The 24,995-nt window shown below is 71.4% G+C and carries 25 protein-coding genes and 1 pseudogene; 13 read left to right on the top strand and 13 right to left on the bottom strand.

The annotated features are described in order from the left end of the window. Positions 1–128 precede the first annotated feature (128 nt). The 3 genes and pseudogenes from IE263_RS22755 to IE263_RS22745 all read left to right on the top strand — a co-directional run. Positions 129–887 (top strand): annotated as a pseudogene (locus IE263_RS22755) (AraC family transcriptional regulator); the annotation flags it as partial. 113 nt (positions 888–1,000) lie between these two features. Next, complete coding sequence (locus IE263_RS22750) at positions 1,001–1,747, top strand: AzlC family ABC transporter permease (RefSeq protein ID WP_189939501.1); 747 nt, start codon at positions 1,001–1,003, stop codon at positions 1,745–1,747. Further along, on the top strand, positions 1,744–2,052 hold the full coding sequence (locus IE263_RS22745) for an AzlD domain-containing protein (protein WP_189939499.1): 309 nt from the start codon (positions 1,744–1,746) through the stop codon (positions 2,050–2,052). The genes IE263_RS22750 and IE263_RS22745 overlap by 4 nt, the downstream gene beginning before the upstream one ends. A gap of 25 nt (positions 2,053–2,077) precedes the next feature. On the opposite strand, the gene IE263_RS22740 is transcribed toward IE263_RS22745, so the two are convergent. After that, the gene (locus tag IE263_RS22740; protein WP_189939497.1) at positions 2,078–3,022 is read right to left on the bottom strand and encodes a prenyltransferase/squalene oxidase repeat-containing protein; all 945 of its coding nucleotides are present in this window, start codon (positions 3,020–3,022) and stop codon (positions 2,078–2,080) included. 79 nt (positions 3,023–3,101) lie between these two features. Between IE263_RS22740 and IE263_RS22735 the strand changes: the two genes are divergently transcribed. The 4 genes from IE263_RS22735 to recX all read left to right on the top strand — a co-directional run bounded on the left by IE263_RS22735 (position 3,102) and on the right by recX (position 6,810). Then, a complete protein-coding gene (locus tag IE263_RS22735; protein WP_189939495.1) occupies positions 3,102–3,296 on the top strand; it encodes a DUF3046 domain-containing protein in 195 nt (64 codons plus the stop codon). A 60-nt stretch (positions 3,297–3,356) separates the two neighbouring features. Then, complete coding sequence (locus IE263_RS22730) at positions 3,357–4,619, top strand: AI-2E family transporter (protein WP_189939493.1); 1,263 nt, start codon at positions 3,357–3,359, stop codon at positions 4,617–4,619. Positions 4,620–4,881: 262 nt separating this feature from the next. Beyond that, positions 4,882–6,012 (top strand): recombinase RecA, encoded by a 1,131-nt coding sequence (recA, locus tag IE263_RS22725; protein ID WP_189939491.1) that lies wholly within the window; start codon positions 4,882–4,884, stop codon positions 6,010–6,012. A gap of 3 nt (positions 6,013–6,015) precedes the next feature. Beyond that, a complete protein-coding gene (gene recX / locus IE263_RS22720; protein WP_189939490.1) occupies positions 6,016–6,810 on the top strand; it encodes a recombination regulator RecX in 795 nt (264 codons plus the stop codon). A gap of 443 nt (positions 6,811–7,253) precedes the next feature. Here recX and IE263_RS22715 read toward each other — a convergent pair whose 3' ends face one another. The 8 genes from IE263_RS22715 to IE263_RS22685 form a co-directional block, all read right to left on the bottom strand. Continuing rightward, positions 7,254–7,649, bottom strand: a complete 396-nt coding sequence (locus IE263_RS22715; protein ID WP_229911104.1) for a rhodanese-like domain-containing protein — start codon at positions 7,647–7,649, stop codon at positions 7,254–7,256. After that, positions 7,646–8,179, bottom strand: coding sequence for a cupin domain-containing protein (locus IE263_RS22710; RefSeq protein WP_189939488.1), 534 nt, complete (start codon positions 8,177–8,179; stop codon positions 7,646–7,648). Before IE263_RS22710 ends, IE263_RS22715 begins: the two co-directional genes overlap by 4 nt. Before the next feature lie 83 nt (positions 8,180–8,262). Further along, the gene (locus tag IE263_RS50070; RefSeq protein WP_309506048.1) at positions 8,263–8,310 is read right to left on the bottom strand and encodes a hypothetical protein; all 48 of its coding nucleotides are present in this window, start codon (positions 8,308–8,310) and stop codon (positions 8,263–8,265) included. A gap of 163 nt (positions 8,311–8,473) precedes the next feature. Next, positions 8,474–10,069 carry an FAD-dependent monooxygenase gene (locus tag IE263_RS22705; protein ID WP_189939486.1) on the bottom strand — a complete coding sequence of 532 codons (1,596 nt, stop codon included), beginning with the start codon at positions 10,067–10,069 and terminating at the stop codon, positions 8,474–8,476. A gap of 175 nt (positions 10,070–10,244) precedes the next feature. After that, positions 10,245–11,150 carry an amino acid ABC transporter permease gene (locus tag IE263_RS22700; RefSeq protein WP_189939485.1) on the bottom strand — a complete coding sequence of 302 codons (906 nt, stop codon included), beginning with the start codon at positions 11,148–11,150 and terminating at the stop codon, positions 10,245–10,247. Beyond that, the gene (locus IE263_RS22695; protein ID WP_189939483.1) at positions 11,147–11,815 is read right to left on the bottom strand and encodes an amino acid ABC transporter permease; all 669 of its coding nucleotides are present in this window, start codon (positions 11,813–11,815) and stop codon (positions 11,147–11,149) included. The genes IE263_RS22700 and IE263_RS22695 overlap by 4 nt, the downstream gene beginning before the upstream one ends. Before the next feature lie 170 nt (positions 11,816–11,985). Further along, positions 11,986–12,831, bottom strand: a complete 846-nt coding sequence (locus IE263_RS22690; protein ID WP_189939481.1) for a glutamate ABC transporter substrate-binding protein — start codon at positions 12,829–12,831, stop codon at positions 11,986–11,988. Positions 12,832–12,922: 91 nt separating this feature from the next. Further along, complete coding sequence (locus IE263_RS22685; RefSeq protein ID WP_189939479.1) at positions 12,923–13,699, bottom strand: amino acid ABC transporter ATP-binding protein; 777 nt, start codon at positions 13,697–13,699, stop codon at positions 12,923–12,925. 324 nt (positions 13,700–14,023) lie between these two features. On the opposite strand from IE263_RS22685, the gene IE263_RS22680 reads away from it, so the two are divergent. Both IE263_RS22680 and IE263_RS22675 read left to right on the top strand, forming a co-directional pair. After that, complete coding sequence (locus tag IE263_RS22680; RefSeq protein WP_189939478.1) at positions 14,024–14,710, top strand: response regulator transcription factor; 687 nt, start codon at positions 14,024–14,026, stop codon at positions 14,708–14,710. A gap of 10 nt (positions 14,711–14,720) precedes the next feature. After that, positions 14,721–16,133: a sensor histidine kinase gene (locus IE263_RS22675; protein WP_189939476.1), complete on the top strand. Its 1,413-nt coding sequence runs from the start codon at positions 14,721–14,723 to the stop codon at positions 16,131–16,133. Positions 16,134–16,192: 59 nt separating this feature from the next. On the opposite strand, the gene IE263_RS22670 is transcribed toward IE263_RS22675, so the two are convergent. Next, on the bottom strand, positions 16,193–17,191 hold the full coding sequence (locus tag IE263_RS22670) for a TAXI family TRAP transporter solute-binding subunit (protein ID WP_189939474.1): 999 nt from the start codon (positions 17,189–17,191) through the stop codon (positions 16,193–16,195). A gap of 118 nt (positions 17,192–17,309) precedes the next feature. Between IE263_RS22670 and IE263_RS22665 the strand changes: the two genes are divergently transcribed. Then, on the top strand, positions 17,310–17,717 hold the full coding sequence (locus IE263_RS22665) for a pyrophosphohydrolase domain-containing protein (protein ID WP_189939472.1): 408 nt from the start codon (positions 17,310–17,312) through the stop codon (positions 17,715–17,717). A gap of 37 nt (positions 17,718–17,754) precedes the next feature. On the opposite strand, the gene IE263_RS22660 is transcribed toward IE263_RS22665, so the two are convergent. The 3 genes from IE263_RS22660 to IE263_RS22650 form a co-directional block, all read right to left on the bottom strand. Then, positions 17,755–19,236: a hypothetical protein gene (locus IE263_RS22660; protein WP_229911103.1), complete on the bottom strand. Its 1,482-nt coding sequence runs from the start codon at positions 19,234–19,236 to the stop codon at positions 17,755–17,757. Positions 19,237–19,478: 242 nt separating this feature from the next. After that, positions 19,479–20,702, bottom strand: a complete 1,224-nt coding sequence (locus IE263_RS22655) for a cation:proton antiporter (protein WP_189939470.1) — start codon at positions 20,700–20,702, stop codon at positions 19,479–19,481. Positions 20,703–20,706: 4 nt separating this feature from the next. Further along, positions 20,707–21,192 carry a cation:proton antiporter regulatory subunit gene (locus tag IE263_RS22650; RefSeq protein ID WP_189939468.1) on the bottom strand — a complete coding sequence of 162 codons (486 nt, stop codon included), beginning with the start codon at positions 21,190–21,192 and terminating at the stop codon, positions 20,707–20,709. A gap of 362 nt (positions 21,193–21,554) precedes the next feature. Here IE263_RS22650 and IE263_RS22645 point away from each other — a divergent pair, with 362 nt between their 5' ends. The 3 genes from IE263_RS22645 to miaB all read left to right on the top strand — a co-directional run bounded on the left by IE263_RS22645 (position 21,555) and on the right by miaB (position 24,907). Further along, the gene (locus tag IE263_RS22645) at positions 21,555–22,622 is read left to right on the top strand and encodes a sensor histidine kinase (protein ID WP_189939467.1); all 1,068 of its coding nucleotides are present in this window, start codon (positions 21,555–21,557) and stop codon (positions 22,620–22,622) included. Next, positions 22,619–23,308: a response regulator transcription factor gene (locus IE263_RS22640; RefSeq protein WP_189939465.1), complete on the top strand. Its 690-nt coding sequence runs from the start codon at positions 22,619–22,621 to the stop codon at positions 23,306–23,308. Before IE263_RS22645 ends, IE263_RS22640 begins: the two co-directional genes overlap by 4 nt. A gap of 78 nt (positions 23,309–23,386) precedes the next feature. After that, on the top strand, positions 23,387–24,907 hold the full coding sequence (gene miaB / locus IE263_RS22635; RefSeq protein ID WP_189939463.1) for a tRNA (N6-isopentenyl adenosine(37)-C2)-methylthiotransferase MiaB: 1,521 nt from the start codon (positions 23,387–23,389) through the stop codon (positions 24,905–24,907). The last annotated feature ends 88 nt before the right edge of the window (positions 24,908–24,995 follow it).

Here is a 24,995-nt window from a genome sequence, read left to right as displayed (position 1 = left end):
GGCACTGACAATGGCGCTGACCTGCGGTTGCGCTGCGCCGGCCGGGCTGTGCGCCCGGGTGGGGCGGGTCGGCGCCGCGGCCGCTCCCGTCGTAGCGCGGCTGCTGGTGAGCGGGGGCGTCGCCGAGAATGGGAGGTATGGCGGGATCGGGTGAGGTGGCGAGGCACTGGCAGTATGCGGATCTGCCGGGGGTCGATCTGCTGCGGGCCCGGTACGTACGGAAGACCTTCGTGCGGCACACGCACGAGCACTTCGTGATCGCCGGTATCGCCGAGGGGGTGGACGTCTTCCACCATCGTGGGGGCGATCAGTACGCGGGGGCCGGCGCGCTCGCACTGGTCAATCCGGACACCCCGCACACGGGACGGGCCGGTGGGCCCGAGGGGTGGCGCTACGGGGCCGTGTATCCGTCGCCCGAGGTCGTGGCCGGGATCGCCGCCGAGACGACCACCCTGCGGGGCACCCCGGGGTTCATCAGTCCCGTGCTCGACGATCCCTACTCCGTCTCGCTGGTGCATCAGGTGCTCCGTGCCGCCGACGAGGGCAACGCGTTGGCCGCCGACACGTTGTTGCGGGTCGCCGTGACGCGGCTGCTGCGGTTGAACGGCGGGTCTCTACCGGCACGGCGGGTCAGTACGGCCGGTGCGCGGGTTGCCGCACGCGCGCGTGCCGTGCTGGAGGAGCGGATGGCCGGTCCGCCGACCCTGGAGCAGCTCGCGGGGGATCTCGGCACCAGCCCCTTCGCGTTGCTGCGCGCGTTCCGGGACGCCTACGGAATGCCGCCGCACGCCTGGCTCACGGACGCGCGGGTCCGCCGGGCACGGCGGCTGCTGGACGCAGGGACGGCACCCGCGGAGGCGGCCCTCGCGGTGGGGTTCACCGATCAGCCGCACCTCAACCGTCACTTCGCCCGGATCGTCGGCGTGCCTCCGGGTGCCTACCAGCGCGAGCGCAAGAACGTACAAGACGCGCGGTCACGGCTGGTCCTACCGTCCGACGCGTGGCAGAACAGACAGCTCTCGCAGATGTACGCGCCGACGACGGAGGGAGGCCGGACGCCGCCGTCGTACGGGACGCCCTCGGTGTCGGGGTCGCCGTCGGACTCTCCGGGTTCGCCTTCGGGGTGACCTCGGCGGGCAGTGGGCTCACGGTGTGGCAGACCTGCGCGCTCAGCCTGCTGGTGTTCACGGGCGCGTCCCAGTTCGCGCTCGTCGGGGCGCTCGCGGCGGGCGGCAACCCGCTGACGGCGGCTGCAGGCGCCTTCTTCCTGGGGGTGCGCAACGCCTTCTACGGCCTGCGCCTGTCGCAGTTGCTGGCCCTCCCGCGCGCGGTGCGCCCGTTCGCCGCCCAGTGGGTGATCGACGAGACGTCGGCCGTGTCGCTGGCGCAGCGCGATCGGCGCGGGGCGCGGATCGGCTTCGCGGTCACCGGGCTCAGCCTGTACGTGCTGTGGAACCTCACGACACTCCTGGGTGCCCTGGGCGCCGAGGCGATCGGGGACACGAACGCATGGGGGCTCGACGCGGCCGGGCCCGCCGTCTTCCTGGCGCTGCTCGCACCCATGCTGAAGACCGTCACCGAGCGGGCCGTCGCCGGCCTCGCGGTCGTTCTGGGGCTCGGCCTCCTGCCCGTCCTGCCCGCCGGGGTGCCCGTCCTGGTGGCCGCGCTCGCCGCGCCGCTCGCCCTCTGGGCCGAGGGGCGTCGCAAGGGCCGGACGGCCGGCCGACCGGAGGAGGGGGAGCGGTGAACGTCTGGATCGCGATCGGGGCGACCGCCCTCAGCTGTTACGCCGTCAAGCTCGCCGGGCTGCTCGTTCCCGCGGGCGTTGTCGAACGGCCCCTGGTCCGGCGGCTCGCGGCCCTGCTGCCCGTCGCCCTGCTCGCCGCCCTGACGGCCCAGCAGACGTTCGCCGACGGACACGCGGTCGTCCTCGACGCGCGGGCCGCGGGGCTGGCCGCGGCCGCCGTGGCGCTCGTCCTGCGAGCGCCGTTCCTGCTCGTCGTCGCGGCGGCCGTGGTGGTGACGGCGGGGGTGCGGGCCGTCGGCGGGTGACGGTGCGCGGCCGGGTGCTCGGCCGTCACCCGATGGCGCGGCCGTACGCCCTCAGGGTCCGCAGGGCCTCGATCGTCACCATGGGGCGTGCCTCCAGGGCGGTGCCGGGTGCCCAGCGCCGCCAGCGGATCGGCCAGCCGCCGTCCTCCTCCTGCTCGCCGGCGAGGAAGTCCAGCGAGCGTGCCATCTCGTCGTCCGTGAACCACGCGCGCGCGAGGGAGCCCGGTGTCCGGGCGAAGTCGTACGGGAAGTGGTGCTCACCGGGGGCGTATCCGGGCGGGACGGGGTGCGTGTCGCGGTGGCCGGGGTCCAGTACGGCGAGTCGCTGTTCGCGCACCAGGCGGCCCAGGCGGTCGGCGGCCGCCTCCGCGCGCGGGCGGTCGGGGGCGGAGTCCAGGAAGGCCACGGCGGCCTGGATCTCGTACGGGTGGGACGTCTCCAGGGCATCCACCGCCTGCCAGCAGAAGTCCGTGGCCCTGAACAGCCAGGCGTGCCACACCTCGTTGCGGTGGAGGAGGCCCACCACCGGACCCGTGGCCAGGAGTGCGCTGGGCGGGTCGTCCAGGATCGGGACGAACGGGGCCGCCGGGTAGCCGCGCTGGCTGGGATGGATCGCCGGGAGGGCCCCGTCGGGGTTCGACACGGAGGTGAGGTAGCGGCAGACCCGTTCCACGCGCTGGCCGCCGCAGCGTCCGAGGGAGTCCAGGACGCGCAGGGCGTGCGCGGTGTGCAGGGGCTGGCTGACGGGGCCGCGCAGATCCGGCTCCAGCGCGTGGCCGTATCCGCCGTCCTCGTTGCGGTAGGCGTCGAGCGCGGTCTCGACCGGATCGGCGCCGCCGTGGAGGAAGTGGTACGCGAAGAGGCGCTGCTCCAGCACGCGCGCGGTGAGCCAGACGAAGGGCTCGGCGCGGAAGAGCGGGGTGTGCGCCGGGGGCGTAGGGGGGAGTGGGGATGCTCCGGTTTCGGCCATGCGTCAGACCGTAGGGCGGAAAGCGGTGTCGACAGGCGGTCCCGGCCAGGGCCACCCCCGGGGGCGGGATACTGGTGTCATGCGGTTGACGGTCTTCTGGCAGCGGATGGCGGAGCACTTCGGCTCGGGCTACGCCGACACCTTCGCGCGCGACCACGTGATGGCGGAGCTCGGCGGACGCACGGTGCACGAGGCGCTGGAGGACGGCTGGGAGGCCAAGGACGTGTGGCGCGTGGTGTGCGTGGTGATGAACGTTCCGCAGGAGAAGCGCTGATCCGCGGTCAAGATCGAAGGGGGGCCTCCGCTTGTCGGTGGCGTGGGCGAAACTTGAGCCGTGGCACCCACTGACGAGAGCGGGCAGGTCGCCCCGCAGGCATCCGGGTCGGACACGACGCCGCCCAGCCAACCCCCGGCCGGCTTCGACGCCGCGCCGGGTGCGCGCATGCCCCGCTGGCTCCCGCGCGCGATGGTGCTCGCGTTCGCTCTCTTCGGCGTGTTCCAGTTGGGCACCTGGGCCTTCCACCAGCTCGTCGGCCTGCTGATCAACATCCTCATCGCGTTCTTCCTGGCCCTCGCCATCGAACCCGCGGTGAGCCGGATGGCCGCGCACGGCATGCGCAGGGGACTCGCCACCTTCCTGGTCTTCTTCGGCCTGCTGATCGTGGTTGCCGGCTTCTTCACGCTCCTCGGCTCGATACTCGCGGGGCAGATCATCAAGATGATCGAGGGTTTCCCCGAGTACCTCGACTCCGTCATCAACTGGATCAACACGACGTTCCACACCGACCTCAGACGCGTGGACATCCAGGAGGGCCTGCTCCACTCCGACTGGCTGAAGAGGTACGCGCAGAACAGCGCCGCCGGTGTCCTGGACGTCTCCACCCAGGTTCTCGGCGGCCTCTTCCAGCTGCTGACGGTCGGGCTGTTCTCGTTCTACTTCGCCGCCGACGGGCCGCGCCTGCGTCGCGCCCTGTGCTCCGTCCTGCCGCCCGCCAGGCAGGCCGAGGTGCTGCGCGCGTGGGAGATAGCCGTCGACAAGACCGGCGGCTATCTGTACTCGCGCGGTCTTATGGCGCTGATCTCGGGCGGGGCCCACTACATATTGCTGCAGGGCCTCGGCATCCCGTACGCGCCCGTGCTCGCGGTGTGGGTGGGCGTGGTCTCGCAGTTCATCCCGACCATCGGTACGTATCTCGCGGGCGCCCTGCCCATGCTGATCGCCTTCACGGTCAGCCCCTTGTACGCGGTCTGGGTACTGATCTTCGTCGTGGTGTACCAGCAGTTCGAGAACTACATGCTGCAGCCCAAGCTGACGTCCAAGACCGTCGACATCCATCCCGCCGTCGCCTTCGGCTCGGTCGTCGCCGGCACCGCCCTCCTCGGCGCGGTGGGCGCCCTGATCTCCATCCCGGCGGTCGCCACGCTGCAGGCCTTCCTGGGCGCGTATGTGAAGCGGTACGACGTCACGGACGATCCCCGTGTCCACGGCCATCGAAGGCGGGGCGAGGGGGCGCGCCCGCTCACCCGCCTGCGGCGGCTGTGGACGAGGACGCGGGAGCGGACGGGGACGACCGGGCCGGGGGAGAAGTCCGGCTGACGGTGCCCTGGCGGCCGGGTCCGGGGCGTTGTCAGGGCGTGAACGTCGGCTCGCAAGTGCCGTGGGGCGCGCTTGACACGAAAATCGAACATCCATTCTTATGGAGGCTCCGGCGGGGCTCTCGGTGGGGATTCCGTCCCGGTTTGGGTAGGGAAATGCCCGAGTTATCCACAGGCCGGACCTGCGTCGGGGCGCATTGTCAGTGGCAGGCGTTAGCGTCTTTGACGTGAAGCGATCGACTCAAGCAAACCGGGTGGAACCCATGGCAGGAACCGACCGCGAGAAGGCCCTGGATGCCGCACTCGCACAGATTGAACGGCAATTCGGCAAGGGCGCGGTCATGCGCATGGGCGAGCGGTCGAAGGAGCCCATCGAGGTCATCTCGACCGGGTCGACCGCCCTCGACGTGGCCCTCGGCGTCGGCGGTCTGCCGCGCGGCCGCGTCGTGGAGATCTACGGACCGGAGTCCTCCGGTAAGACCACGCTGACCCTGCACGCCGTGGCCAACGCCCAGAAGGCCGGCGGCCAGGTCGCCTTCGTGGACGCGGAGCACGCCCTCGACCCCGAGTACGCGCGCAAGCTCGGCGTCGACATCGACAACCTCATCCTCTCCCAGCCCGACAACGGCGAGCAGGCCCTGGAGATCGTGGACATGCTGGTCCGCTCCGGTGCCCTCGACCTGATCGTCATCGACTCCGTCGCCGCGCTCGTCCCGCGCGCGGAGATCGAGGGCGAGATGGGCGACAGCCACGTCGGTCTGCAGGCCCGCCTGATGAGCCAGGCCCTGCGGAAGATCACCAGCGCGCTCAACCAGTCCAAGACCACCGCGATCTTCATCAACCAGCTCCGCGAGAAGATCGGCGTGATGTTCGGCTCCCCGGAGACCACGACCGGTGGCCGAGCGCTGAAGTTCTACGCCTCGGTGCGCATCGACATCCGCCGCATCGAGACCCTGAAGGACGGCACGGAGGCGGTCGGCAACCGCACCCGCTGCAAGGTCGTCAAGAACAAGGTCGCGCCGCCCTTCAAGCAGGCGGAGTTCGACATCCTCTACGGCCAGGGCATCAGCCGCGAGGGCGGCCTGATCGACATGGGCGTGGAGCACGGCTTCGTCCGCAAGGCCGGCGCCTGGTACACGTACGAGGGCGACCAGCTGGGCCAGGGCAAGGAGAACGCCCGCAACTTCCTGAAGGACAACCCCGACCTCGCCAACGAGATTGAGAAGAAGATCAAGGAGAAGCTGGGCGTCGGCGTGCGTCCGGAGGAGCCCGCCGCGGAGCCGGGCACGGACGCCGCGGTCGCCACGGGCATGCCGGCGGACGACGCCGCCAAGACCGTTCCCGCTCCCGCCGCCAAGGCCGCCAAGACCAAGGCCGCGGCTGCCAAGAGCTGATCCGTGACGCGACGAACGGACTGGGCCGAACACGACGCCTACCCCGGCAGCCCCTGGGAGCCGGGGCGAGGGGAGGACGGCGGCCCTGACCGAGGCGGCGACGACTGGCCGGACGGCGGCTCGCACCGGAGTGACGGCGCGGACGGTGACGGCCGGCTCCGCGGTGGCCGAACGAGGCGTGGCGGTGAAGGCGGTCCACGGGGCGGACGTGGACGCCGCCGGCGCGGCTTCGGAGAGCCGTCCGCCGAGGACGAAGGCCCCTCCACCTCGTCGAGGGCCGAGAAGGGGGAGTCTTCAGGGGACCCGGCTGAGCGGGCACGGGCGATCTGCCTGCGCCTGCTCACCGGGACCCCGCGCACCCGGAAGCAGCTCGCCGACGCCCTCAGCAAACGGGAGATCCCGGACGACGTGGCCGAGGAGGTGCTCTCACGGTTCGAGGAGGTCGGGCTGATCAACGACAGCGCCTTCGCGGACGCCTGGGTGGAGTCCCGGCACCACGGTCGGGGACTGGCCCGGCGCGCGCTCGCGCAGGAACTGCGGACCAAGGGCGTCGACTCGACGCTGATCGACGAGGCCGTCTCCCAGCTCGATTCCGAGCGGGAGGAGGCGACCGCGCGCGAGCTCGTCGCCCGCAAGCTGCGCTCGACCCGCGGCCTCGACCGCGACAAACGGCTCCGCCGCCTCGCCGGGATGCTCGCCCGCAAGGGCTACTCCCAGGGCATGGCCCTGCGAGTGGTCCGGCAGGCGCTGGAGGAGGAGGGGGAAGACACCGAGTCCCTGGGGGACGAGGAGTTCTGAGCTTCACCGAGACAGGGGGTGTCACCGGCCGGGATCGGGCGAGGCCCTTTGGCGGGAGGTTCTGACGACCGGTTTTCACGAGAAGGCTCCGAGGCGAGCCCTACGCGATTCGGGTTAGGCCTGGTCGGCCCAGCAGGGCTCGCAGGAGAGCCGGAGGGCGTGGGAGGGCTCGCAGGAAGGCCGGAGGGCCGGAGGGCGTGGGCGCGGCCATGGGCGTGCGAGCCATCCCGCCCCGTCGGCTCGGCTCCGGGCACGGTGGACGCGCGGGGGCGCCGATCGCGTCCGGAGCCGAGTCGGCACGGGCGGCCTTTCGCCGAGGAGGCCCGGATTCGCAGCTTGCGCCGGCTACCCCTGCTCAGCTGGGATACCGTCGCACGGCCGCACGCCATCTGCGCCGCACGCCTCCTCGGTGGCGCCCAGCCGCGGCCCTGCGCGGCGTCCGCCTACGAGGTCACCGGCAGGCCCGCCGCCCGCCACGCCTGGAAACCGCCCACCAGGTCGGTGGCCCGATGCAGTCCCACCTGGTGCAGGGACGCGGCCGCCAGGCTCGACGCGTAGCCCTCGTTGCAGATGACGACGACCCGCACGTCGTGGCCGGTGGCCTCGGGGAGGCGATGGCTGCCCTGGGGATCCAGGCGCCACTCCAACTCGTTGCGCTCGACGACCAGGGCGCCGGGAATCAGCCCGTCCCGCTCGCGCAGGGCCGCGTACCGGATGTCGACGAGCAACGCCTCGCCCACGCGGGCGGCCTCGTACGCCTCCCGTGCCTCCACGCGCGCGTACCCCGCACGCACCCGCTCGAGCAACTCGTCGATGCCCAGGGGCCGCTCGCCGCTCACTGCCAGTCCTCCGGGCGCTCGACCTGCTCCAGGCGCAGCACCTGACCCGTACGGCTGTAACGACGGATCTGCGGCAGCGGCGGGTAGTAGGCGTGGACGGAGATCGCGTGCTGGTCGGGGGACTCGTTGAGGACCTCGTGGACATGGTGCCGTCCGAAGGCACGGCCCTGGCCGGCGGGCAGTCGGCGTTCCCGGTCCACGCCCTCCGTCAGCTCCAGGGTCTTCCAGCCGTCGGTGGGCAGCCGCGCGGTGAGCGAGTTCTCCTTGAGCTCGCCGCGCGCGGTGAGGAAGGCGCCCACCGAGTCAGCGTGGTCGTGCCAGCCGGTGCCGGTGCCCGGCGGCCAGCCGATCAGCCAGGCCTCGCTGCCTCCGGGCCCCTTCAGGCGCACCCAGGTGCGGCCCTCCGGATCGAGAGGGAGGGAGGCGATCAGTTCAGTGTCGGCGGCCGTACGCCGGACGAAGTCGAGGAGATCCGCCTGCGTGGGCGCGGCGACGGCGGTGGGCGCGGATGGGGAGGGGGAGACAGACACAGGTACCGTCCTGGGAGCGTTCGCGGGGCGCGCGGCAGCACGAGAGCGCATCGGCGGCGCGCCGGTGGAAGAAGGGTGCGAATTCAGCAGGACGGACGACACACGCAGCCCGCATAGCGGACGAGGTCCATATGGACCCTCCGCCACAGGCGCACACAGGTGTCGGTCACGATTCGGAGTACACCACGCCGGTACGTACCGGTCAACTCACTGTCATCATGCGGACCGCAGAGTGACAGTGAGTACGGTCAACCGACCATCGCACCGGGTGTGAGCCTCGCCCATGCGCTCACGTCACTTCGCCCCGGCGCCGGCCTCCGCTCCCACCGGCCCTCCCACCGCCGCCTCCGCCGCCGCGTACAGGTCGGCCGGACGGACCCCGCTCAGTGCGGTGACCAGGTGCCCGTCGGGCCGGACCAGCAGGACCGTGTGGGCGGCCGCACCCGGGTAACTCTCGGCCACCAGCAGTTCGGCCGGGCGGGGCAGCGCCGTCACCGCGGCGGCGAGCCGGGGCATGATCCCGGCGCTCACCCAGTGCTTGCGCTCCCACACGCCCGTGCCGGGCGCGATCAGGACGACCAGCAGGGCACCGCGGCCCAGCCGGTCCCGCAGCCGTACGAACGAGCCGTCCTCCGCCGTGACGCGCACGTCCTCGACGGGTGCGCCGGGGGGCGTGTCCACCGGCACCTCCGCCTCCAGAGGCCGGGGCGCGAGCGGGGAGCCGGCGTAGGCGCCCGGCGCGCCCAGCTGGCCGCGCCCCAGGTGGCCCTCGGTGAGCAGCACGTCATGACCGCGGGCGGCGCCGGGGACGTACGCCCTTATGCCACCGCCGCCGCGCAGCAGGGGCAGCGCCTGGTCGGCCGCGCGCAGGCGGGCGGCGACCACCGCGCGGCGCTCCGCCTGGTAGCTGTCCAGCAGCGCCTCGTGCGGCCCGTGATGCCAGGCCAGGGCCAGCTTCCACGCGAGGTTGTCGGCGTCGCGCAGGCCCTCGTCGAGCCCCTGGGTGCCGAGCGCGCCGAGCAGGTGGGCGGCGTCCCCGGCGAGGAAGACCCGCCCGGCACGCCAGCGGCGGGCCAGCCGGTGGTGGACCGTGTGGACACCGGTGTCGACCAGCTCGTACGCCGGCGTCGAACCGCCGCTCCAGCCCGCGAGGGTCTCGCGCACGCGGGCCACCAGCAGCTCGGGTGTGACGAGGTCCTTGCCGGGGGGCAGCAGCCAGTCCAGGCGCCAGACGCCGTCCGGCAGCGGGCGTCCGGTGACTTCCCCGGCGGAGGGCCCGGACGTACGCCACGGCGGCATCCGATGGAGCAACGCCTCACCGGTCCACGGAAGTTCCACGCGCAGCGCGGCCACGGCGTGTCGCTCCACCGCCGTACGGCCGGGGAAGCGGATGTCCTGGAGCTTGCGGACCGTGGAGCGGGGGCCGTCGCAGCCGACGAGGTAACTGCCGCGCCACCATGTGCCGTTGGGGCCGCGGGTGTGGGCGGTGACAGCGGAAGGTTCCTGCTCGACGGTGTCCAGGCGGCTGTCCACGGCGATTTTCACGAGCCGCTCGCCCGCGAGGGCCGCGCGCAGGGCGCCGGTCAGCACATGCTGGGCGAGGTGCAGGGGAGCCGGTTCGGTGTCGTCGAAGGTGATCTCGCGCGTCACCTGCCTGCGTCGCATCGCCCGCCATCCGGCCCAGCGGACGCCGGCCTCGGCGAGGGATGTGCCGGTGAGTCGTTCCACCAGGGCGGCGGTGTCCTCGCGGAGTACGACGGTGCGCGCGAGCCGCGGTTCGTCCTTGCCCGGGCCCTCGTCGAGGACGATCGACGGCACCTCCTGACGCGCCAGTGCCAGGGCGAGCGTGAGCCCCACGGGCCCCGCTCCGACGATGATCACCGGGTCCACGGCGTGGCGCCCCCTGCCCGCGACGGTGTCCTCAGGGACGTAAGTGAACAAGAGGTTGGAGCAGGGTGCACGATCACAGAACGTATGCAACCCACTGCCGGTTCCCTCGTCAAGCGACGGAGGCAGCGGCGTGCTCGCCGCTGCCTCCGTACAGGTCACACCGCTTGAGTGCGGGTCAGACCGCGCCGCCCGCGCCTGTTCCGTAGGTGCCCGGAATCGCGGCGGGGTTGTCCTCGACCTCTTCGGGCGCCAGCACCGCACCCGTGCCGCGCTTGCTGCGCCGCAGCCGGCCCTCGAGCCAGCTCGCGAAGCTGGTGAGGATGAAGTTCACCACGATGTAGATGATCGCCACCACGATGAAGCTGGGTACGACGTTGGCGTAGTTGGCCGCCAGCGTGCTGCGCGAGTTCAGCAACTCGGTGAATCCGAGCATCACGCCGCCCAGCGCGGTGTCCTTCACGATGACCACGAGCTGGCTGACGATGGCCGGCAGCATCGCGGTGACCGCCTGCGGCAGCAGGATGCTGGTCATCGTCTGACCCTTGCGCAGACCGATCGCGTACGCGGCCTCCGTCTGGCCCTTGGGCAGGGCGAGGATGCCGGCCCGGACGACCTCGGCGAGGACCGAGGCGTTGTAGAGCACCAGACCGGTGACGACGGCGTACAGGGGGCGCTGCTCGCTGCCGATGTCCGTGGAGCGGACGTAGAACTCGAAGGCGAACAGCATCAGCAGCAGTACCGGGATCGCCCGGAAGAACTCGACCACCGCGCCGGCCGGGACGCGCACCCAGCGGTGGTCGGACATGCGGGCGATACCGAAGACCGCGCCCAGCGGGAGGGCGATGACCATGGCGAGCGCCGCGGCCTTCAGGGTGTCACCGAGACCCGGCAGCAGGTATGTGGTCCATGCCTGGGAGGTGGTGAACGGCTCCCACAGCGCCCATTCGAGCTGCTCCTTCTCGTCCATCTTCTGCCACATCCACCACAGCGCCAGGGCGAGGAGGACGAAGAAGAGGACGGAGAGAAGGACGTTGCGCCGCTTGGCGCGGGGGCCGGGCGCGTCGTAGAGGACGGAGGTCATCGCTTCACCGCCAGTCGCTTGCCGAGCCAGCCGAGCAGCAGGCCGGTGGGAAGGGTCAGCACCACGAACCCGAAGGCGAAGACCGCGCCGATGGCCAGCGTCTGGGCCTCGTTCTCGATCATCCCCTTCATCAGGAGGGCCGCCTCGGGCACGCTGATCGCGGCCGCCACGGTGGTGTTCTTGGTCAGAGCGATCAGGACGTTGGCCAGCGGTCCGATGACCGCGCGGAACGCCTGCGGCAGCACGACGAGCCCCAGCGTCTGGGTGAAGCCCAGCCCGATCGCGCGCGCCGCCTCGGCCTGGCCGAGGGGCACGGTGTTGATGCCGGAACGGATCGCCTCGCAGACGAAGGCCGCGGTGTAGGCGGCCAGACCGAGCACCGCGAGCCGGAAGCCCTGGAGCTCGAAGTTGTCGGACGCGCCCATCGTCATACCGAAGATGTCGGCCAGGCCGAGCGAGGTGAAGACGATGATGACTGTCAGGGGGATGTTCCGGACGATGTTGACGTAGGCGGTGCCGAACCCGCGCATCAGCGGGACCGGGCTGACCCGCATCGCGGCCAGCAGGGTGCCCCAGACCAGGGAGCCGACGGCGGAGAAGACGGTCAGTTTGATCGTCATCCAGAACGCCCCGAGGACGTCGTAGCCTTCAAGAAAGTCGAACACGATCTCCCGCGCTTCCGGGTGTGTGGCGTACGTGGAGGAGGGCGTGGCGCGCCGCCGCCGTGATCGCGACGGTCGGCGGCGCGCCCGCGGAATCCCACGTCGCCCGCGGGATTCCTACGGCAGCGGATGCCGCATGGCGTGCGGATGCCGCATCGGGTGCGGATGCCGCCTTACTTGACGATGACGCCGATCTTCGGGGCCGGCTCGTTCTTGTAGTTCGCCGGGCCGAAGTTCTCGGTGACCGCCTTGTCCCAGGACTTGTCGCTGACCATCTTCTCCAGCGCGGCGTTGATCTTGTCGACGGTGGCCTTGTCGCCCTTCTTGACGCCGATGCCGTAGTTCTCGTTGCTGAGCTTCTCGCCCACCAGCTTGAACTGGCCCTTGTACTTGTCCTGCGCGGCGAAGCCCGCGAGGATCGAGTCGTCCGTGGTCACCGCGTCGACCGCGCCGCTCTGCAGAGCGGCGATGCACTCCGAGTAGCCGCTGTTCTGGCGCAGGTTGGCCTTCGGGGCGATCTTGTCCTTGACGTTCTGCGCCGAGGTCGAGCCCGTCACCGAGCAGAGGTTCTTGCCGTTGAGGTCCTCGCCCGCGGCGATCTTGGAGTCGGCCTTGACCAGCAGGTCCTGGTGGGCCAGCAGGTAGGGGCCGGCGAAGTCGACCTTCTGCTTGCGCTCGTCGTTGATCGAGTAGGTGGCGACGATGAACTTCACGTCACCGCGCGCGAGGGCGTTCTCGCGGTCGGCGCTCTTGGTCTCGACGAACTCGATCTGGTTCGCCTCGTAGCCGAGCTCCTTGGCGACATAGGTGGCGACGTCCACGTCGAAGCCCGAGAAGGAACCGTCGGGCTCCTTCAGGCCGAGGCCCGGCTGGTCGTACTTGATACCGATCTTGATCTTGTCGCCGCCGCCGCTGGAGCCGCTGCCCGAGTCGTCCTTGTCCTCGGAGCCGCACGCCGTGGCGGTCAGGGCGAGGGCGAGAACGGCGGCCGAGGCGGCGGTGACCTTGCGAAGCTTCATGGTGAACTTCCTTTGATGATGCCTTCGGGATGAAGGAATACGGGCCGTCGAAAGGCGGGGTGACGCAGGTCGTCGGGTGCGCCGGGGCGCGTCAGTGATGCAGGATCTTCGACAGGAAGTCCTTGGCGCGGTCGCTGCGCGGGTTGCTGAAGAACTGGTCGGGCGCAGCCTGTTCGACGATGCGGCCGTCCGCCATGAAGACCACGCGATTTGCAGCCGATCGTGCGAAGCCCATCTCGTGGGTGACGACGATCATGGTCATGCCGTCTCGGGCGAGCTGCTGCATGACCTCCAGCACCTCATTGATCATCTCCGGGTCCAGGGCCGAGGTCGGCTCGTCGAAGAGCATGACCTTCGGGTTCATGGCCAGGGCCCGCGCGATGGCGACGCGCTGCTGCTGACCGCCGGAGAGCTGCGCGGGGTACTTGTCGGCCTGGGTGCCCACACCGACCCGGTCCAGCAGCTCGCGGGCCTTCTCCTCGGCCTTCTTCTTGTCGGTCCTGCGGACCTTGATCTGGCCCAGCATGACGTTCTCGAGCACGGTCTTGTGCGCGAACAGATTGAAGGACTGGAAGACCATGCCGACGTCGGCGCGCAGCCGGGCCAGCTCCTTGCCCTCCTGGGGCAGCGGCTTCCCGTCGATCGTGATCGTCCCCGCGTCGATCGTCTCCAGGCGGTTGATGGTGCGGCACAGGGTGGACTTTCCGGACCCGGAGGGTCCGATGACCACGACGACCTCACCGCGCTCGATCGTCAGATCGATGTCCTGGAGAACGTGCAACGCGCCGAAGTGCTTGTTGACGCTCTTCAGGACGACCAGTTCGCCGGGCGCGGCCGCGTCTTCCTTGGCCACCGATACTTCGGTCATCGCTCTCAGGCTCCGTCCTCCTCGGTTTCGGAGGACAGTAGTAACCAGTCTCGACCAGCGTCATTACATCTGAGGGGAATCTGAGCATCACGATCCGATAGCAATCGGACACCCGTCGTAGCACTTGTGACCTGCGCGCGTATCGGCCGGATAACGGAAGCGCCGCGCAACCGGAACCCACTTGACGGCGTCCTCGTCCATCAGCGTGACTGCCTTGGTGCACGCGGGCGTGCCGCGCTTCTGCACGCGCCGGAACCGTACGCCTGGGTCGTGCGACTTTGTACAGAGCCGGACCGTACGCCCGATGAACCGGAGGAGGCCGGGATGAGACTGCTGCTCGTCGAGGACGACAACCATGTCGCCGCCGCGCTGTCCGCGGTCCTGAAGCGGCACGGTTTCGACGTCACTCACGCGCGCAGCGGCGAGGAGGCGCTCCAGGCGCTCGTCCCGGAGGGCCCCGGCTTCGGTGTCGTCCTGCTCGACCTGGGCCTGCCCGACCAGGACGGCTACGAGGTCTGCGGCAAGATCCGCAAGCGCACCGCCACCCCGGTGATCATGGTGACGGCCCGCTCCGACGTGCGTTCCCGCATCCACGGCCTCAACCTGGGCGCCGACGACTACGTGGTGAAGCCGTACGACACGGGAGAGCTGCTCGCCCGGATCCATGCCGTCAGCCGGCGCACCGTCCACGAGGATCCGGCCGCGGCCGGCGAGAGCACCCTCAGCCTCGGGCCCGTGCACATCGAACTGCCCACCAGACGTGTCACCGTGGACGGTTCGGTTGTCCAACTGACCCGCAAGGAGTTCGACCTCCTGGCGCTCCTCGCCCAGCGTCCCGGCGTCGTCTTCCGCCGGGAGCAGATCATCAGCGAGGTATGGCGCACCAGCTGGGAGGGGACCGGACGCACCCTGGAGGTGCACGTCGCCTCCCTGCGCGCCAAGCTGCGCATGCCCGCGCTGATCGAGACCGTACGCGGCGTCGGCTACCGGCTCGTCGCCCCGGCCGCGTAGCGGGGATCGCTTGCGCACACGTCTCCTGCCGCTGCTCATCGTCCTGATGGCGGCCGTGCTGCTCGCGCTCGGCGTGCCCCTCGCCGTCAGCGTGGCCGGGGCGCAGCAGCAGAAGGTGGTCGTGGACCGCATCGACGACACGGCGCGCTTCGCGGCCCTCGCCCAGTTCGTCACCGCACCCACCGGAACGTCCGGTACCACGTCCACGAGCAACGACGAGCGGCGCGAGACACTCAGCCGCGAGCTGGCCAGCTACTACGAGGTCTACGGCATTCGTGCCGGTGTCTTCTACCGCACCGACACCCCCATGGCTCACGCGCCGAGGGACTGGTACCTCCCCGAAACGGGGGAGGTGCGGGACGCGTTCGAGGAGGCGCTGCTCAGCCGTCGCAGCCACGACCCGAAGCAGGTGTGGCCCTGGCAGCGCAACCGGCTGGTGGTGGCGTCGCCGGTGATCCGGGACGGCGACGTCGTCGCGGTCGTCGTCACCGACTCGCCCACCGGCGCGATGCGGTCGCGGATCCTGCACGGCTGGCTGATCGTCGGCGCCGGCGAGATCGCCGCGATGCTGCTCGCCATAGGCGCCGCCCTGCGCCTGACCGGATGGGTGCTCAAGCCCGTACGCGTCCTGGACGCCACCACCCACGACATCGCCACCGGGCGCCTGAAGTCCCGGGTCGCGGTCGCGAGCGGTCCGCCGGAACTGAGGCGCCTGGCCCGGTCGTTCAACGAGATGGCGGGCAACGTCGAGGACGTGCTGGAGCAGCAGCGCGCCTTCGTCGCCGACGCCTCGCACCAGCTGCGCAACCCGCTCGCGGCGCTGCTGCTGCGCATCGAACTGCTGGCTTACGAGCTTCCGGAGGGCAACGAGGAGATCGCCTCCGTCCAGAGCGAGGGCAAGCGCCTCGCCCAGGTTCTGGACGATCTGCTCGACCTGGCCCTGGCCGAGCACACCGAGGCCGACCTCAGGGTCACCGACATCGGCGCGCTGACCGCCGAGCGCGTCGCGGCCTGGGCGCCCACCGCCGAGGCCAAGGGCGTCCGCCTGGTGGGCGACTGCCCGGCCACCACGGCATGGGCCGACCCGGTCACGCTGTCCAGCGCCCTGGACGCGGTGATCGACAACGCGGTGAAGTTCACGCCGGAGGGCGAGAGCGTGGAGGTGACGGTCGCCTCCAACGGCGACGCCTCGACCATCGTCGTCACGGACAACGGCCCCGGCCTGACCGACGAGGAACTCGCGCGCGTGGGCGACCGCTTCTGGCGCAGCGGCCGCCACCAGAACATCAAGGGCTCCGGTCTGGGCCTGTCCATCTCCCGCACCCTGCTCGCGGCCGGCGGCGGCTCGCTGTCGTACGACCATCACGAGCCGAGCGGGCTGAAGGTGACGGTGTCGGTGCCCCGGACGGGACCGACGGCCTGAGCCGTGACGGCCTGGATCGTTTCGCGGCGCTCGAGCCGTTTCCGCGGCTCCAGGCGTTTCTACGGCTTGACGGACCGGTAGTAGCGACGGGCGCCCTCGTGCAGCGGGAGCGGGTCGGTGTAGATGGCCGTGCGCAGATCGACCAGCTGGGCGGAGTGGACGTGCGCTCCGATGCCGTCCCGGCTCTTGATCACGGTCCGGGTCAGCCACTCGGTGAGCCGGGGGTCCACGTCCGTGCGGGTCATCAGCAGGTTGGAGACCGCGATCGTCGGTACGGTCGAGCCGTTCTGGATGGTGGGGTAGGCCGACTCGGGCATGTTGGTGGCCCGGTAGTAGCCGGTGGCGTCGTCCCGCTCGTGCATCTTGGCGACGAGCTCGACGTCGATCGGCACGAACCGGAAGATGAAGCTGTCGGCCAGCTTCTCCAGACCGGCCGTCGGCACCCCGCCGGACCAGAAGAAGGCGTCGATCTTCCCCAGCTTCAGCCGCTCGGGCCCGGTGTCGATGCCCTCCGACACGGCCGTGAGGTCCTTCGCCGGGTCCAGGCCGGCCGCCTTGAGCACCCGGTTGGCGATGAGTCGCACACCTGAGCGGGGCAGACCGGTCGCGACCCGCTTCCCCTTCAGGTCCGCGACGGACTGGATGTCCGAGTCGCGCCCCACGACGAGCTGGACGTAGTCGTCGTACAGGCGGGCGACCCCGCGCAGACGGGCGGCGGCGCCGCGGTGCTGCTCCTCGTACGTCGCCACGGCGTCGGCCGCGGCGATGGTGAAGTCCGCCTTGCCCTCCGCCACGCGCGCGACGTTCTCCTGCGATCCGTTGCTGGTCGTCAGGTTCACGTCCAGGCGCGGCATGTCCTCGGCGAGCTCGGTGCGCAGACGGCTGCCGTACTCGTAGTAGACGCCGCTGGTCGTGCCCGTGCTGAAGGTGATCGTGCCGCTCGGCGGGTCCTCGCCCAGGGGCAGCAGCCACCACAGCAGCAGCCCGAGGACGACGGCACCGGCGGCCGAACCCTGCAGGGCCCGGCGCCTGCCGACACGGGGGAACACCTTGGACATGCGCGCGATCCTGCCAGGCGGGGGCGGGGCTGACCAGGGCGGGGCTCACAGGGCGAGCTTCGGAGGAGGCGTCAGCCGATCAGGGGGTGGTGTCAGTGGCCGTCGTTACAGTCGGTGCATGAGTTCTTCGCCCGCCGACCTGGTCCGTGAATTCCACCGCGCCTTCGGGCTCGACGTCCGCAGTGCGCCGACCGAGGTGTCGCCCCGCCTCGCCGCGCACCGCGGGGAACTGCTCGCCGAGGAGGCCGCCGAAGTCGCCGAGGTGTCGGTGAGCGGCCCGCTGGACCGGCTCGCGCACGAGCTGGCGGATGTCGTCTACGTCGCCTACGGCACGGCCCTGGTGCACGGGATCGACCTCGACGCGGTGATAGCCGAGATCCACCGCTCCAACATGAGCAAGCTGGGCCCGGACGGTGAGATCGCCCGCCGCGCCGACGGCAAGGTCCTCAAGGGCGAGCACTACGAGGCTCCGGACGTGTCGGCGGTGCTGCGCCGCCAGGGATGGGTCCCCGGCGGCGCAGCCTGAGGGGCCTGCGTTGGCGGGCGTGTCGCCCGGCGTCCGGTTACGGCGCTGCGCTTCCCGCCAGCTTCCACTCCCGGTTCAGTGCGCCCAGCGGGATGTCCCGCTGGAACACCGGTGTGCCGAAGATCGACAGCTGCAGGCGCAGGGTGCCCTTCAGATCGACGCCGCCGTACACGGCCCAGGAACCGTCGGCTTCGAACACGTCGTCCGTGCCGGTGACCGTGGCCGTGCCCTCGCCGCGCACGTACGGCGCCAGATCGGCGACGACGCCGACGCTGCCGTACAGGCCGACCGTGGCCTGGGCGCCGAGGGCCGCCTTCACGGTGCCGGCGGTGGTGACGGAGGTCCGGACCGGGGTGCTCGTCATGTCGGAGGAACTGACGGGGGTCCAGCCCTGGGCGAGGCCGAAGGTGCCGCCGGCCTTGAAGTCGCCCTTGAGGCTCTGCTCGACGTCGACGGTGATCCTGCCGTCGCCGCTGACCTCGACGTAGCAGGTCAGGTCGAGGTTGACCACGACGGGGACGGGGCCGACCTGGAGCACCGGGTCGGCATGCAGGGTGGCGAAGGGGATCCGCACCGCAGTCGTGGAAGCGCCGGCGCGGCCTTTCAGCGACCAGCCCGAGGTCCAGTCTCCGGACACGCCCAGGTATGCCGAAGCCGGCGCGGCGCCGGTGCCCTCGCCGCCGTAGCGGAAGTCGACCTGCGGGGCGACCTGCACATAGCCGGAGATCGAGGCGTCCGCCGACGCGGCGGTGTTGCCGACGGCCGGCAGGTCGGCGCGCACATCGAGGCGCAGGCTGCCGAGGGGGACGGTCGCCCCTTCGGGGCCGACGTGCACGTCATCCGTCCGGGACCAGGAGACGTCCACGTCGGGCAGCAGCTTGTCCACATCGAAGGCGGCCGGGTCGACCGGCACGCTGCCCTTCGCGGTGTCGTCCCCGAGCAGGGCGTTGAGCTGGGCGGGCCGGGTCTGCACCTCCGTGCCCTCGTCGGTCTCGCCGATCACCTTCGTGACCTCGGCGAGGAGCCCGTTCGGCGCGCCGGGGGCGGGGGCGCTGGCGATGACGTCGCCGACAACGGGGTGGTCGGCCGTCTCCGACGCGCTCGGGGAAGTCGAGGGGCCCGCGGAACTCGCGTCGCCCCTCTCGTCGTTGGAGTTGTCGGAGCCGTGAGAGCTGTCGGAGTCTGCGGAGTCGTCGGATCGCCCCGAGTGGCCGGAGGCGATGACGGCCCGCCGGGTCTTGTCGTCGTACGCGCTCACGCTGAGCTTCGTGCGGTGGGCCTGCCCGCCGGACGTGCCGGGGCGGGCGGTGGCCGTCGGGGCGTCGACGGGCGCGGCCGCCACGGCGAGCGAGCGGTCGGCGGAGGAGGTGTCCGCCGTGCCCGTGCCGGCCTGCGGGCTGGAGGTGGCGGCAGCGTGCTCGGCCCGCGACGGGGGAGAGGAGCAGCCGGCGGCGAGGAGGAGAGAGGTTGCGGCTAAGGCGGGTATGAGGGCACGCGTGAGCCCTGTGCGTCTGCGCAAGGTCAGTCCTGGAAGGTGGGGGGCGGTGAAGGGAAGCCGGCAGGGCAGGTGTGCTCGATCTGCTTACTCACCGGTAACGAGCCATGAGCATGCCATGAGCCCCTCGCCGGGACTCCATGATCCAGCCACGCTCCGGTGTGACGTACGCCATCGACGTGGCGTGAGGTACGCCGTCGGTGTCGCCTGTGCCGTGCGGCGAGGCCGTACCTGCGGTTCCCTGCGGTCACCTGCGGTCCCCCGCCTCAGTCAGCCACAGGCGTCTCCGTCCGCGCCTCGGAGACCTGCTTCGCCGTGCCCCGGCGCGCCTCCCCGCGACGGGTCCACCGCGTCGCCAGCGGTTCCGTGTACCGGGCGGTGAGCGGGCCCAGGACGACCAGGATCAGGACGTACGCCGTCGCCAGCGGGCCCAGGGACGGCTCGATACCGGCGGTCACCGCCAGCCCGGCGATGACGATCGAGAACTCCCCGCGCGCCACCAGCGCTCCACCCGCGCGCCAGCGGCCCTTGACGGAGATCCCGGCGCGTCGGGCCGCCCAGTACCCGGTGGCGATCTTCGTGGCGGCGGTGACGGCAGCCAGTGCGAGGGCGGGCAGCAGAACCGGAGGGATGCTGGCCGGGTCGGTGTGCAGCCCGAAGAACACGAAGAAGACGGCGGCGAACAGGTCCCGCAACGGACTCAGCAGGGTGTGCGCACCCTCGGCGACCTCCCCGGACAGCGCGATGCCCACCAGGAACGCGCCCACCGCCGCCGACACCTGCAGTTGCTGCGCCACACCGGCGACCAGGATCGTCAGCCCCAGGACGACAAGCAGCAGTTTCTCCGGGTCGTCGCTCGACACGAAGCGGGAGATGACCCGGCCGTGGCGCACCGCCGCGAACAGCACGAGGCCCGCGACGCCCAGCGCGATCGCGAGCGTCATGCTGCCGGCCGCCAGCCCGGCCCCGGCCACCAGGGCGGTGACGATCGGCAGGTAGACCGCCATCGCCAGGTCCTCCAGCACCAGGACGCTCAGGATCACCGGGGTCTCCCGGTTGCCGACCCGGCCCAGGTCGCCCAGCACCTTGGCGATGACCCCCGACGACGAGATCCAGGTGACGCCCGCCAGCACCACGGCCGCCACCGGGCCCCAGCCGAGCAACAGCGCGGCGGCCGCGCCCGGCAGGGCGTTGAGAGCGCAGTCCACGAGCCCGGACGGGTAGTGCGCCTTGAGGTTGGAGACCAGATCGCTCGCCGTGTACTCCAGGCCGAGCATCAGCAACAGCAGGATGACGCCGATCTCGGCGCCGGTGGCGACGAACTCCTCGCTCGCGCCGAGCGGCAGCAGCCCACCCTCGCCGAAGGCGAGACCGGCCAGCAGATACAGCGGGATGGGCGAGAACCGGAAACGGGCGGCGAACCGGCCGAGCAGGCCGAGGCCGAGGATGATGGAACCGAACTCGATCAGCAGGACGGCGGAGGAGTGCACGCGTTCACTCCCGCCCGAGTATCGCCGCGGCCGCGTCCACGCCCTCGCGGGTGCCGATGACGATGAGGGTGTCACCGCCCGCGAGGCGGAAGTCCGGCGCCGGGGACGGAATCGCCTCGGCCCGCCGCAGCACCGCCACGATCGAGGCGCCGGTCTCCGTGCGCATCCGGGTCTCGCCCAGCAGTCGCCCGTTCCAGCGCGAGGTCGCCGCCACCTCGACGCGTTCGGCGACCAGCCCCAGGTCCGTGGTGTACAGCAGGCTCGCGCTGTGGTGGGACGGCTTCAGCGCGTCGATCAGCGAGCCCGCCTCGGCGCCGGTCAGCCGCAGGGACTGAGCGCAGGAGTCCGGGTCGTCCGCGCGGTACACGCTCACCGTGCGGGTGCCGTCGCGGTGCGCCACCACGGACAGGTGGCGCTGCTCGCGCGTCACGAGGTCGTACTGAACGCCGATGCCTGGCAGCGGTGTCGTCCGGAGGCGTGGAGCGGACACGGTTCTTCCCCTTGCTGGTCGTTCGTCGCTGGTGGTTCGTCACTGGTGGTTCGCGCGGTGTGCGCGGCCGGGTGGTGGTGCGGGTTCCGTGGCGGTACAGGTTCCCGTCCCGCGGTCGTGCAGGCCTTGCCCGGCGGTTGTCCGGACACTCGCCCGGCGGCCGGGCAGGTCTCGTCCGGCGGCCGGGCAGGCCGCCGGTCACCTGGGCGCGGAGCCGCCATGCTGCCATCCCCCCGTACGGTGGCGACATGGGTGTCGTGACGGATGGACAGGGCCGGCGGAGGACGGAAAGGCTGGTCACGGCGGTGCCATGGACGAGGAGCCGGGGAGCGGCGAGGAGCCGGGGAGGAGGAGTGGCGCACGTGTCGCTGTTCTGGCGGATCTTCGCCCTGAACGCCGTCGGCCTGATCGTGGCCGCCGCGCTGCTCCTCGGCCCGGTCACCGTCTCCACGCCCGTCCTTCCGGGCGAGGCGCTCGTCGTCGTGGCGGGCCTGGCCGCCCTGCTCGCCGTGAACGCGGTCGTGCTGCGCGTCGGACTGGCCCCGCTCGGACGCCTGGGCCGGGCCATGGCCGACGCCGACCTGCTGCGCCCCGGGGCTCGTGCCGTCGTCGCCGGACCGGTGGAGACCGCCGAGCTCATCACGACGTACAACGCCATGCTCGACCGGCTGGAGGCCGAACGCGCGGCCAGTGCCGCCCGGGCCCTGTCCGCTCAGGAACGCGAGCGGCACCGCATCGCCCGCGAACTCCACGACGAGGTCGGCCAGACCCTGACCGCCGTGCTCCTTCAGCTCAAGCGCGTAGCCGACCATGCCACCGACGACCTTCGCGGGGAGGTGGGCCAGGCACAGGAGGCCACCCGCGCCGGCCTCGAGGAGATCCGCCGCATCGCCCGCCGCCTGCGCCCCGGCGTCCTCGACGAACTCGGCCTGGTCAGCGCCCTGCGCTCCCTCGCGGCCGAGTTCACCACCCACGGGCTGACGGTCCGCCATGACCTCCGGGCCGGGCTCCCACCGCTGACCGAGGAGACCGAACTCGTGCTCTACCGCGTCGCCCAGGAAGCCCTCACCAACACCGCCCGGCACGCCGGCGCCGACCGCGCCGAACTCCGCCTCAGCCCGGTCTCCGACGGTGTCGAACTTCTCGTCCGGGACAACGGCAGCGGCCCGGGCCCGGCGACGGCCGAGGGCGCCGGCATCCGAGGCATGCGCGAACGGGCCCTGCTGATCGGAGCGACACTCACCCTCACCTCGGGCACGGACGGCGGCGGGACGGACGTACGGCTGCGGATCGGGACGAGGGCGGAAGCCGGCAGCGCACCCCACCCCGCCAGAGGCACAGGCAGTGGTGCCGATCGCGACCCCCGCGCGGGCGTGGGCGAAGGCGCTGCACCCGCCCACCGCTCGCCCACCCCCGGGAACCACCGATGACCGCCGACACGCCTCCGCGCCCGCCCGCCCCGCCCACCCGCGTCCTCCTCGCCGACGATCACACGCTGGTACGCCGGGGTGTGCGGCTCATCCTGGACGGCGAACCCGATCTGACGGTGGTCGCCGAGGCCGGGGACGGCGCCGAGGCCGTCGAGCGGGCCCGGGCCGGGGACATCGATCTCGCCGTCCTCGACGTCGCCATGCCCCGCACGACCGGTCTGCAGGCGGCCCGGGAGCTTTCCCGCCGCCACCCTGACCTGCGCATCCTCATCCTCACCATGTACGACAACGAGCAGTACTTCTTCGAGGCCCTCAAGGCCGGAGCCGGCGGCTACGTCCTGAAGTCCGTCGCCGACCGCGACCTCGTCGAGGCCTGCCGGGCGGCCATGCGCGACGAGCCGTTCATCTACCCGGGCGCGGAGCGGGCGCTCGTCCGCTCGTACCTGGACCGGCTGCACCGCGGCGACGGCATCGACGGTCTGCCCGAGCGGCCCATCACCGAACGCGAGGAGGAGATCCTCAAGCTCGTCGCCGAAGGCCACACGTCCAAGGAGATCGGCACGCTGCTCTTCATCAGTGCCAAGACGGTCGAACGGCACCGCGCCAACCTCCTGCACAAGCTAGGTATGCGCGACCGGCTGGAACTCACCCGCTACGCCATCCGCGCCGGCCTCATCGACCCCTGAACCCGGGACGGGCCCGGAGACGAGGGCCCTTCGGTGATCGAGGCCTGGGCTGTCCGAGGTACCGCCTACCCTTATGGCATGAGCAGCATCGACCGGAGCCAGCCCGTGGGCGTCAATCGCACCTATGAGATCCGCACCTACGGGTGCCAGATGAACGTCCACGATTCCGAGCGATTGTCCGGGCTGCTCGAAGAGGCCGGATACGTGCGGGCCCCCGAGGGGACGGACGGCGACGCGGACGTCGTCGTCTTCAACACCTGCGCGGTCCGTGAGAACGCCGACAACAGGCTCTACGGCAACCTCGGCCGCCTCGCGCCGAAGAAGGCCTCGCGACCCGGCATGCAGATTGCCGTGGGCGGCTGTCTCGCGCAGAAGGACCGCGACACCATCGTGAAGAAGGCGCCCTGGGTGGACGTCGTCTTCGGCACCCACAACATCGGCAAGCTGCCGGTCCTGCTGGAACGCGCGCGCGTGCAGGAAGAGGCACAGGTCGAGATCGCCGAGTCGCTGGAGGCCTTCCCCTCGACCCTGCCGACGCGCCGCGAGAGCGCGTACGCCGCCTGGGTCTCCATCTCCGTCGGCTGCAACAACACGTGCACCTTCTGCATCGTCCCGGCCCTGCGCGGCAAGGAGAAGGACCGCCGCCCCGGCGACATCCTCGCCGAGATCGAGGCCCTGGTCGCCGAGGGCGTCTCCGAGATCACCCTGCTCGGCCAGAACGTCAACGCGTACGGCTCCGACATCGGCGACCGCGAGGCCTTCAGCAAGCTGCTGCGCGCCTGCGGGAAGATCGAGGGCCTGGAGCGCGTCCGCTTCACCTCCCCGCACCCGCGTGACTTCACCGACGACGTGATCGCGGCCATGGCCGCGACGCCGAACGTGATGCCGCAGCTGCACATGCCGCTGCAGTCCGGTTCGGACACGGTCCTGAAGGCGATGCGCCGCTCCTACCGGCAGGAGCGCTACCTCGGGATCATCGAGAAGGTCCGCGCCGCCATCCCGCACGCGGCGATCTCCACCGACATCATCGTGGGCTTCCCCGGCGAGACCGAGGAGGACTTCGAGCAGACGCTGCACGTCGTGCGCGAGGCACGGTTCGCCCAGGCGTTCACCTTCCAGTACTCCAAGCGGCCCGGGACCCCGGCCGCGACCATGGACCACCAGATCCCCAAGGAGGTCGTCCAGGCGCGCTACGAGCGTCTCGTCGCGCTCCAGGAGGAGATCTCCTGGGAGGAGAACAAGAAGCAGGTCGGCCGCACCCTGGAGCTGATGGTCGCCGAGGGCGAGGGCCGCAAGGACGGCGCCACCCACCGCCTCTCCGGCCGCGCCCCCGACAACCGCCTGGTCCACTTCACCAAGCCGGAGCAGGAGGTGCGCCCCGGCGACGTGGTCACCGTCGAGGTCACCTACGCCGCCCCGCACCACCTCCTCGCCGAGGGCCCCGTCCTGGACGTGCGCCGCACGCGCGCGGGGGACGCCTGGGAGAAGCGCAACGCCGAGAAGGCGGCCAAGTCGGCCGGCGTCCTGCTCGGCCTGCCCAAGGTCGGCGTGCCGGCCCCGCTCCCGGTGGCCACGGGCAGCGGCTGCGGCTGCGACTGACCCGGCCGGTGGCGGCGGGGAGCGTGGGGCGATCGATCCGACGGACGTGGTGATCGAGGACTGACGGCGGGCGCGGCTACGCTGCCGA

It is taken from the genome of Streptomyces aurantiogriseus (assembly GCF_014649375.1).
Classification (GTDB): domain Bacteria; phylum Actinomycetota; class Actinomycetes; order Streptomycetales; family Streptomycetaceae; genus Streptomyces; species Streptomyces aurantiogriseus.
This window is presented reverse-complemented; position numbering and strand designations above follow the sequence as displayed.

Coding starts and splice junctions, on each gene's coding strand:
- recA (WP_189939491.1), top strand. CDS start 4,882: ATGGCAGGAACCGACCGCGAGAAGGCCCTGGATGCCGCACTCGCACAG.
- miaB (WP_189939463.1), top strand. CDS start 23,387: ATGAGCAGCATCGACCGGAGCCAGCCCGTGGGCGTCAATCGCACCTAT.
- IE263_RS22740 (WP_189939497.1), bottom strand. CDS start 3,022: ATGGCCGAAACCGGAGCATCCCCACTCCCCCCTACGCCCCCGGCGCAC.
- IE263_RS22690 (WP_189939481.1), bottom strand. CDS start 12,831: ATGAAGCTTCGCAAGGTCACCGCCGCCTCGGCCGCCGTTCTCGCCCTC.
- IE263_RS22680 (WP_189939478.1), top strand. CDS start 14,024: ATGAGACTGCTGCTCGTCGAGGACGACAACCATGTCGCCGCCGCGCTG.
- IE263_RS22665 (WP_189939472.1), top strand. CDS start 17,310: ATGAGTTCTTCGCCCGCCGACCTGGTCCGTGAATTCCACCGCGCCTTC.
- IE263_RS22735 (WP_189939495.1), top strand. CDS start 3,102: ATGCGGTTGACGGTCTTCTGGCAGCGGATGGCGGAGCACTTCGGCTCG.
- IE263_RS22670 (WP_189939474.1), bottom strand. CDS start 17,191: ATGTCCAAGGTGTTCCCCCGTGTCGGCAGGCGCCGGGCCCTGCAGGGT.
- IE263_RS22640 (WP_189939465.1), top strand. CDS start 22,619: ATGACCGCCGACACGCCTCCGCGCCCGCCCGCCCCGCCCACCCGCGTC.
- IE263_RS22700 (WP_189939485.1), bottom strand. CDS start 11,150: ATGACCTCCGTCCTCTACGACGCGCCCGGCCCCCGCGCCAAGCGGCGC.
- IE263_RS22685 (WP_189939479.1), bottom strand. CDS start 13,699: ATGACCGAAGTATCGGTGGCCAAGGAAGACGCGGCCGCGCCCGGCGAA.